The following is a 7,132-nucleotide window of genomic DNA, read 5'->3' as shown; positions in this document are numbered from 1 at the left end:
CAAGACGATTGTCTGTTTCGCCAACTCCAGAAAAATGGCCGGTCGCTGTATTGCCGGCAAGGAATGGCAGAACGGAGAGCCAGGGGAATGGATGCGTCTCATGAGGCCCTAGAATCTCGTCTTCTTGCCCTTTGCAAACTTCCAGAGGGGGACTTGTTTAGAAGTCGGGAAGAGTTTATAGCCGAAGCCTATCTCATTCAAGGCAGGCGTGTCGCCTATCGAGATGAGAAAATGTCAAAAAATGATGAGCGGAGCGCGAGGCCATGAAGATATTTACGATAGGGTTTACGAAGAAAAGTGCAGAGCAATTTTTTAATCGCTTAAAACAGCCTGGTCTGGCTCGAGTTGTTGATACTCGACTTAATAACACCTCGCAACTGGCGGGATTCACGAAAAAGAGGGATCTAGAGTTTTTTCTTCACGAGATCTGCAAGCTTGGATATGTTCATTTGCCGGAACTTGCACCAACTCAAGAGATTCTCGATGCTTACAAAGCCAGTGGTGAATGGTCTAACTACGAGAGACAGTTTTTGTCGCTGATGGCCGAGCGTCGCATTGAAGATCAAGTGGATAAAAGTATTCTCGATGGAGGATGTCTGCTTTGTAGTGAAGCTACACCTGAGCACTGTCATCGTAGGCTGGTTGCTGAATATTTGCGCAGAAAATGGGGTGATGTTGAAATCGTGCATCTATGATAACTAAGAGCTGGCACTACGGATTTTTCCGATTTATGCAGCTACTCCGAGTTGCAGCAGGATTCCGGCAACACGGAGCGAAAGGGATCCCTGACTGCCCAACCGATTTGGAAACTCTCTCACCGACAGCAAGCTCAATACAGGGATCCCCGCTTGGGCAGATCCAACACATTGACATCTTTGGGGTTGACCTTGAGCAGATGATGGGCGAGCAGGAAGCCTGTGATCGTCTGGGTTTGGCTGCCCCATGCGTACCTCGGTTGGGTCATGGAAGTATTCCGCCTACTTTTGTTCGGGAATGACCTTGGTTTGAATGTTGCACCCGTTGCTGATGACATCGCCGTACTGTTGCCCCCGCAACACTGGGCCAGTGTTTGCCGCCGTTGCTTTTGGATCCCAAGTTCCTGCTGTCAGCTAGCGTGTATGGTAGATGAAAGCTTGTTTTTGGGTCTTTCCCCGTCCCCATGCCCAGGGCTAGCACCTCTCGCCATCAGACCGACCCCCGCTTCAGCTCTGCTATCGCTCCACGACGCTTTCCCGAACAGGCCAAAGGGTTAAAGCCCCACCAACAAAAGCAACTGCAACGGCTTTACCAACTGCGCCTACCCCCCAACCGCCTGGTGACGGTGGAGTTTGCCCAACGGCTGGGATCCCTGACCCAAGAGTTGGAAGGCCGGCCCATCAGCGTTTACCTCAACCGGCGCGGCCAGGTGATCCGCGTAGGGGTGGGATCCCCTTTTGAAACCCAGATTCCCGCTTGGGAATTGCCCCGCCAGGGGGCCGAGCGCCTATCCGGGATCCGCTGCATCACCACCCAAATGGGGGAGGGGGGCCCCGGTCAAAAAGCGCTGACGGCCATGGCTTTGCAGCGTTTGGATGCCCTCATCACCCTTTCCGTGTCCAAGTCAGGAGGGCACCGACGCCGGGGAGGAGCGGCTACGGGCTTTGTTCACCGGGCCTATCTGGCCCATCTGCTGCCGGAGGGAGAGCGCCGTTGGCAGGTTTCTGAGCCTTTGCCTTTGGGGATCCTGGCAGAACAGGATCTGCAGGAGCTGGTAGCGGAGCTAGAAGATGGCTTTCGGCGCCAGTTGACCGCCCGCCAGGTGGATCTGGATCAGGATCGGGCCATCCTGGTGGGGCTGCAGGAGTCCGGGCAGAGCTACGAGGATCTCATGGATGGGTTGGCGGAGCTGAGCCGCCTGGTGGAGAGTGCCGGCGGTCAGGTGCTGCAAGCCCTCTGGCAACGGCGGGAGGGACCCAACTCGGCCACGGTAATCGGATCCGGTAAGGTGCAAGAGCTGGCTCTGCTGGTCCAGGATCTGGGCGCTAACTTGGTGGTGTTCGACCGGGAACTCACCCCCAGCCAGGTGCGCACCTTGGAAGAGGCGGTGGGGGTGCGGGTGGTGGATCGCAGCGAGGTGATCCTGGATATTTTTGCCCAGCGGGCCAGAACCCGAGCCGGGAAGCTGCAGGTGGAGCTGGCGCAACTGCAGTATTTGCTGCCTCGCCTGGCCGGTCGCGGTCGCACCATGTCGCGGCTGGGGGGTGGGATCGGTACTCGGGGCCCGGGGGAAACCCAACTGGAAATGGAGCGGCGGGCCATCCAGCGGCGCATCAGCAAGCTGCGGCAAGAGGTGGAAGAGCTGCGCCGCCACCGCCAGCGGCTGCGCCAACGGCGCGAGGCATCCCAAATTCCCGTGGTGGCCCTGGTGGGCTACACCAACGCCGGCAAGTCCAGCCTTCTCAACGCCCTCACCCATGCTGAGGTGTACGCCGCCGACCAGCTCTTTGCCACCTTGGATCCCACTACCCGGCGGCTGGATCTGCCCAACCGGCAGGCGGTCCTGCTGACCGACACGGTGGGATTTCTAACCGAATTGCCAGACCAACTGGTGGATGCCTTTCAAGCCACCCTGGAAGAGGTGACGGAAGCCGATGCCCTACTACATGTGGTGGATCTCTCCCACCCCAACTGGGAGGGGCAAATCGAGGCGGTGGAAACATTGCTGGACAAGCTGCCCTTGGCCACCGGCCCCCGGCAACTGGTGTTTAACAAAATCGACCGCCTGGATCCCGAATGGGTAGAGGATGTGCGCCTGCTCTACCCCAAAGCCCTGTTTGTTTCCGCCGCCACCGGCCAAAACCTGGATCAGTTGCGCCACACCCTGGCCCAGTTTGCTACAGCCCTAAGTCCTAACCCCTTCGATTGGCAGGAACCCAAGGATCCCTAAAAGCATTCCATAAGGATTTCCAAACCTGCATAGCTCATCTTCATCCGCCGTCAACATAAACATTCAGTTACATTGAGATCAGGATTGTGACCCGACTTAAAGTTAGGGAGAGAACATGGCCACCACTGCAGTTGCACCTCAAGTCGCACCTCGCCTGGCCCAGCCCCATCTGACGCTGCAAACTCTGCCCATCGGGGCCGACACCCTTGCCATTCGCTCCCAAGATTGGGATCGGGATCGATTTGACATCGAATTTGCTCTGGAAAATGGCACCACCTACAACTCCTTCTTGATTCGCGGCGAGAAGGTGGCCCTCATCGACACCTCCCACGAGAAGTTTCGCCGGTTGTACCTGGATTGCCTGCAAGGGATCCTAGATCCTGCCCAGATCGACTACCTGGTGGTCAGCCACACCGAGCCAGATCACAGCGGCCTGGTTGGGGATCTGCTGGAGCTGGCGCCCCAGATGACGGTGGTGGCCTCCAAGGTGGCGGTGCAATTTCTGGAAGATCTGGTGCATCGGCCCTTCCGGCGGCTGGTGGTGAAACAGGGAGATCGCTTGGATCTGGGCAAGGGGCATGTCCTGGAATTTATCTCTGCCCCCAACTTGCACTGGCCCGACACCATCCTCACCTACGACCACGGCACCCAGATCCTTTACACCTGCGACGTGTTTGGGATGCACTACTGCGACGATTTCGCCTGGGACGAACATCCCCACCTGTTGCAGGCCGACTTCAAGCTCTACTACGACTGCCTCATGGGGCCCAACGCCCGCTCGGTGTTGTCTGCCCTGAAACGCATGGAAGCCTTGCCTCCCATCGCTGCCATTGCTACCGGCCACGGCCCCCTGCTGCGCCATCACCTGTCCGACTGGGTGGAGCACTACCGCACCTGGAGCCTGGAGCAGGCCAAAGCTGAACGGATGGTGGCAGTGTTCTACCTGTCGGGATATGGCAAGGCGGAAGCGTTGGCCCAGGCCATTGCCCGTGGGATCCAAAAGACCGGCATCCAGGTGGAGCTGGCAGATTTGCGGCTGGTGGATGCCCACGAGGTGCGTGAGCTGATGAGCTTGGCCGCCGGTGTGGTGATAGGCATGCCGCCCCAATCAGGGCCTGAGGCCGCCACCACTCAAGTGCTGCTGAAAACCCTGCTGGCCTCTGCCCACAGCAAGCAAGGCTTTGGTCTGTTTGAGTCGGGCGGCGAAGATGATGAGTCGGTGTACCTCTGCCGCAACACACTGCAAGAAATCGGCGCCAAAGAGGTGTTTGCCCCCATTCTGCTTAAGCAGCCTGCCGGCGAGGCTCTGCTGCAACTGGCCGAAGAAGCAGGTACCGATCTGGGGCAGTGGCTGACGCGGGATCGCAGCATTCAGCAGATGAAAGCCTTGGATGCCGACCTGGATCGCGCCCTGGGCCGCATTAGCAATGGCCTCTACATCATCACTGCCCGCAAAGGGCAAGCCACCAGCGCTATGCTCGCCTCCTGGGTAGCCCAAGCCAGCGCCGATCCGCCGGGGATCAGCATTGCGGTGGCCAAGGATCGGGCCATCGAATCCTTCCTGCAGGTGGGAGATACCTTCGTGTTAAACGTGCTGCAAGAAGGCCATTACCAACCCTTGATGCGCCACTTCCTGAAGCGATTTCCACCGGGAGCCGACCGCTTTGCCGGGATTAAGACCTACCCTGCTGCCAACGGATCCCCCATCTTGGCCGATGCTTTGGCCTACCTGGAGTGCCGTGTGGTGAGCCGCCTGGAAACCAGCGATCACTGGGTGGTGTACAGCACCTTGGAAGCCGGTCGGGTCTCCAGCCCAGAGGGCCTCACCGCCATCCACCACCGCAAGGTAGGGAATCATTACTAATACTACTAATACTGATAGTGAGCAGTGAGAAGAGAGAAGTGAGAGATAATTTCTCACTCCCAGCCCTTCTCCCTGGGGAAGCTGGGATCCCTGTAGCGAACAGACTCACAAATTCAATAGGACTGCCGATAGACCAACCCACTGGGATGTAGGAAAAAAGGGCTGTCTTCTCCCAGGCGGATCCCGATCTGCTCCAGCTGTTCCCCTTGGCGGGTCGCAGGCCCTAAGGGCAGCCCCTCTGTTCCCTGTTGAATCCTTTGGGATCCCTGCTGGGCTGGCCGATAAGGGACGCTGCCCAAACCCGAAGAGAGGGGATCTGAGGGGGCATACCTCTGTCGCCAGCGCTGGTAGGGGCTGACCGGTTCGGGAAAATGTTGCGTAGCGATAACCTCTGCCTTGTCGAGTGCAGTAGCAGTGTGGAGCACTTTCTGGGCTGTCGAGAGAGTAGAGGCAAGTGTTGACGATTCTGACAACTGCAACTGTGAAGAGGGCGAAAGGACGACCATCGGGCATGGCTCAGCTTGTGCCCAAGCCCCCGGCGCAAAAACCCAGGCAAGCCAGCAAAAGAAGATGGCACACCGCATGGGAAGATCCCTCCATAGGCCCAACCCAGTCGTCTCTCAGGCCATTTTTCAAGGGCAGGACTGAGAGCACAGCTCCCATCTTGTCGATGCCGCCTTGAAGGCCGGGTGATCGGGATCCCCCCAGTTGAGTGATCTCGATCAGATCAGCAGACCTACTCTAGAAATAGGGTCTAAAGCCCTGCTCTACCGCTGCGCAGTTTGCCTTGGCTTAGCCAGCCAGTAGAGCAAGGAGCATGTCAAGAAACGGCGGATTTGCCAGGATAGTCTGCGCTGCTGACCCGTACATAGGCGTGCCAAGCCAAGTCCAGCAGGCCATCCAACACCGCTGCAGCCACTGCCGGGCCTCCTTTGCGTCCCTCAGTGCGGATGTGGGGCACCATGGAATCGGCTAGCTCCTGCTTGGCTTGCACCACGTTCACAAACCCAGCCGGCGTGGCGATGACCAGAGCAGGGGCCACCTCCTTCTTTCTAATCAGCTGCACCAAGGTGGAGAGGGCAGTCTGGGATTGGCCAATCACAAAGATCGCCTCAGGGTAGCGTTGGGCCAGGGTTTCCAAGCCCCAAGCGGAGCGGGTCTTGTCCCTTTGGGGACGGGTAATGGCTTCGCTGCTGCAATAGATGGGGTTGGAAAAGGTGTTCTGAACAGCCCAGGCAATGCCCACCTGCACCATCGGCTCATCGACCACAATGGTGGTACGCGCTGCCAAGGCCGCCGCCCCAGCCTGTAAGGCTTCGTTACCAAAACGGATGAGGTTCAAGTACTCAAAGTCGGCAGTAGCATAAATAACCCGACGAACCACCTCATACTCAGCAGGAGAAAGCTCGTGCTTGCCCACCTCCTGGTCGATGATCATCAAACTCTCTGCATCGGTTACGTGCCACTCCATCGATCCCAGACCCCGCCCGCCGTTTATCCTCAGTAATGACAGGATTGTACCTGCAGAGGCTTCAGTTGGTGGGAAAAACCATCGCTCAACCTGGGGGCCAGCCCATCCCCCGACCGCCCAGAACGTGAATGTGGAGATGAAAGACGGTTTGCCCGCCGTCTTCTCCTTCGTTGATCACCAATCGGTAGCCTTTATTTAAACCTGCCTCGGCAGCCACCCGCTGAGCGGTCAGCAGGAGATGTCCCAGCAATGCCTCATGTTCGGGCTTGGCCTGGGAAATGCCGGGGATGGGCTCTTTGGGCACCACCAAAATGTGGACAGGGGCTTGGGGGGCAATATCTTTGAAGGCCAGGGCTCTATCGTCTTCGTAAACGATTTGTGCAGGGATCTCCCTGCGAATAATCTTGCCGAAAACTGTGTCGCTCATGGGTGCTCACAAATTAGTTCTGCCCTTAGCCTACCTGCTAACCGCACATTCTCCCACCCAGGTGGCGAGAGTGGCGCTCGGCACCTACTGCTTCAGCAGCCATTCAAATTCCTGCCGCAGTGATTGAATATGCCCCACTCGCGAGACCAACAGCGCATCTCGCCCGGCATCGCGAAAACGAGAGCGCCACAAACTCACCAAATCGGGGTTGCTGCACCAAAAGCGGATAACAGCGTCGACCAACTGATCCAAGTCCCAGCCGCGCCGGGCCGGCACTTCCTCCAGGGATCCCAGTAACGCATCGAGGGTGCAGGAGCTGGTACCCAGGTATTCCACCCCACAGGGCCGCTGGGCCAGCTTCTGTTGCTGATGAAAGAACTGTAGAGCAGGGGCGATGCCGATGATCTCGAAGGTGTAAACCATGTTGCTCCGCAACGCTGACGC

The 7,132-nt window shown here is 58.1% G+C and carries 9 protein-coding genes; 4 read left to right on the top strand and 5 right to left on the bottom strand.

Features of this window, described 5'->3' with window-relative positions:
- The first annotated feature begins 34 nt into the window (after positions 1 to 34).
- Positions 35 to 112 carry a hypothetical protein gene (locus tag NW819_RS05545; protein ID WP_414413147.1) on the top strand — a complete coding sequence of 26 codons (78 nt, stop codon included), beginning with the start codon at positions 35 to 37 and terminating at the stop codon, positions 110 to 112.
- 151 nt (positions 113 to 263) lie between these two features.
- Positions 264 to 695 (top strand): DUF488 family protein, encoded by a 432-nt coding sequence (locus NW819_RS05540; protein ID WP_414413146.1) that lies wholly within the window; start codon positions 264 to 266, stop codon positions 693 to 695.
- 134 nt (positions 696 to 829) lie between these two features.
- Here NW819_RS05540 and NW819_RS05535 read toward each other — a convergent pair whose 3' ends face one another.
- A complete protein-coding gene (locus NW819_RS05535; RefSeq protein ID WP_414342083.1) occupies positions 830 to 964 on the bottom strand; it encodes a hypothetical protein in 135 nt (44 codons plus the stop codon).
- Between the two features lie 195 nt (positions 965 to 1,159).
- Here NW819_RS05535 and hflX point away from each other — a divergent pair, with 195 nt between their 5' ends.
- A complete protein-coding gene (gene hflX / locus NW819_RS05530) occupies positions 1,160 to 2,926 on the top strand; it encodes a GTPase HflX (RefSeq protein ID WP_414413145.1) in 1,767 nt (588 codons plus the stop codon).
- 115 nt (positions 2,927 to 3,041) lie between these two features.
- Positions 3,042 to 4,790 (top strand): diflavin flavoprotein, encoded by a 1,749-nt coding sequence (locus NW819_RS05525; protein WP_414413144.1) that lies wholly within the window; start codon positions 3,042 to 3,044, stop codon positions 4,788 to 4,790.
- Between the two features lie 113 nt (positions 4,791 to 4,903).
- Here the strand turns inward: NW819_RS05525 and NW819_RS05520 are convergent, their stop codons facing one another.
- The 4 genes from NW819_RS05520 to NW819_RS05505 form a co-directional block, all read right to left on the bottom strand.
- Positions 4,904 to 5,296 carry a hypothetical protein gene (locus NW819_RS05520; protein ID WP_414413143.1) on the bottom strand — a complete coding sequence of 131 codons (393 nt, stop codon included), beginning with the start codon at positions 5,294 to 5,296 and terminating at the stop codon, positions 4,904 to 4,906.
- A gap of 314 nt (positions 5,297 to 5,610) precedes the next feature.
- Positions 5,611 to 6,261 (bottom strand): precorrin-8X methylmutase, encoded by a 651-nt coding sequence (locus NW819_RS05515; protein ID WP_414329433.1) that lies wholly within the window; start codon positions 6,259 to 6,261, stop codon positions 5,611 to 5,613.
- An 85-nt stretch (positions 6,262 to 6,346) separates the two neighbouring features.
- The gene (locus NW819_RS05510; protein WP_011432043.1) at positions 6,347 to 6,688 is read right to left on the bottom strand and encodes a histidine triad nucleotide-binding protein; all 342 of its coding nucleotides are present in this window, start codon (positions 6,686 to 6,688) and stop codon (positions 6,347 to 6,349) included.
- 84 nt (positions 6,689 to 6,772) lie between these two features.
- Positions 6,773 to 7,132, bottom strand: a 360-nt coding sequence (locus NW819_RS05505; RefSeq protein WP_414413142.1) for a hypothetical protein, incomplete at its 5' end; no start/stop codon positions are given.

It is taken from the genome of Synechococcus sp. R8-2 (genome assembly GCF_047461715.1).
Taxonomy (GTDB): domain Bacteria; phylum Cyanobacteriota; class Cyanobacteriia; order Thermostichales; family Thermostichaceae; genus Thermostichus.
This window is presented reverse-complemented; position numbering and strand designations above follow the sequence as displayed.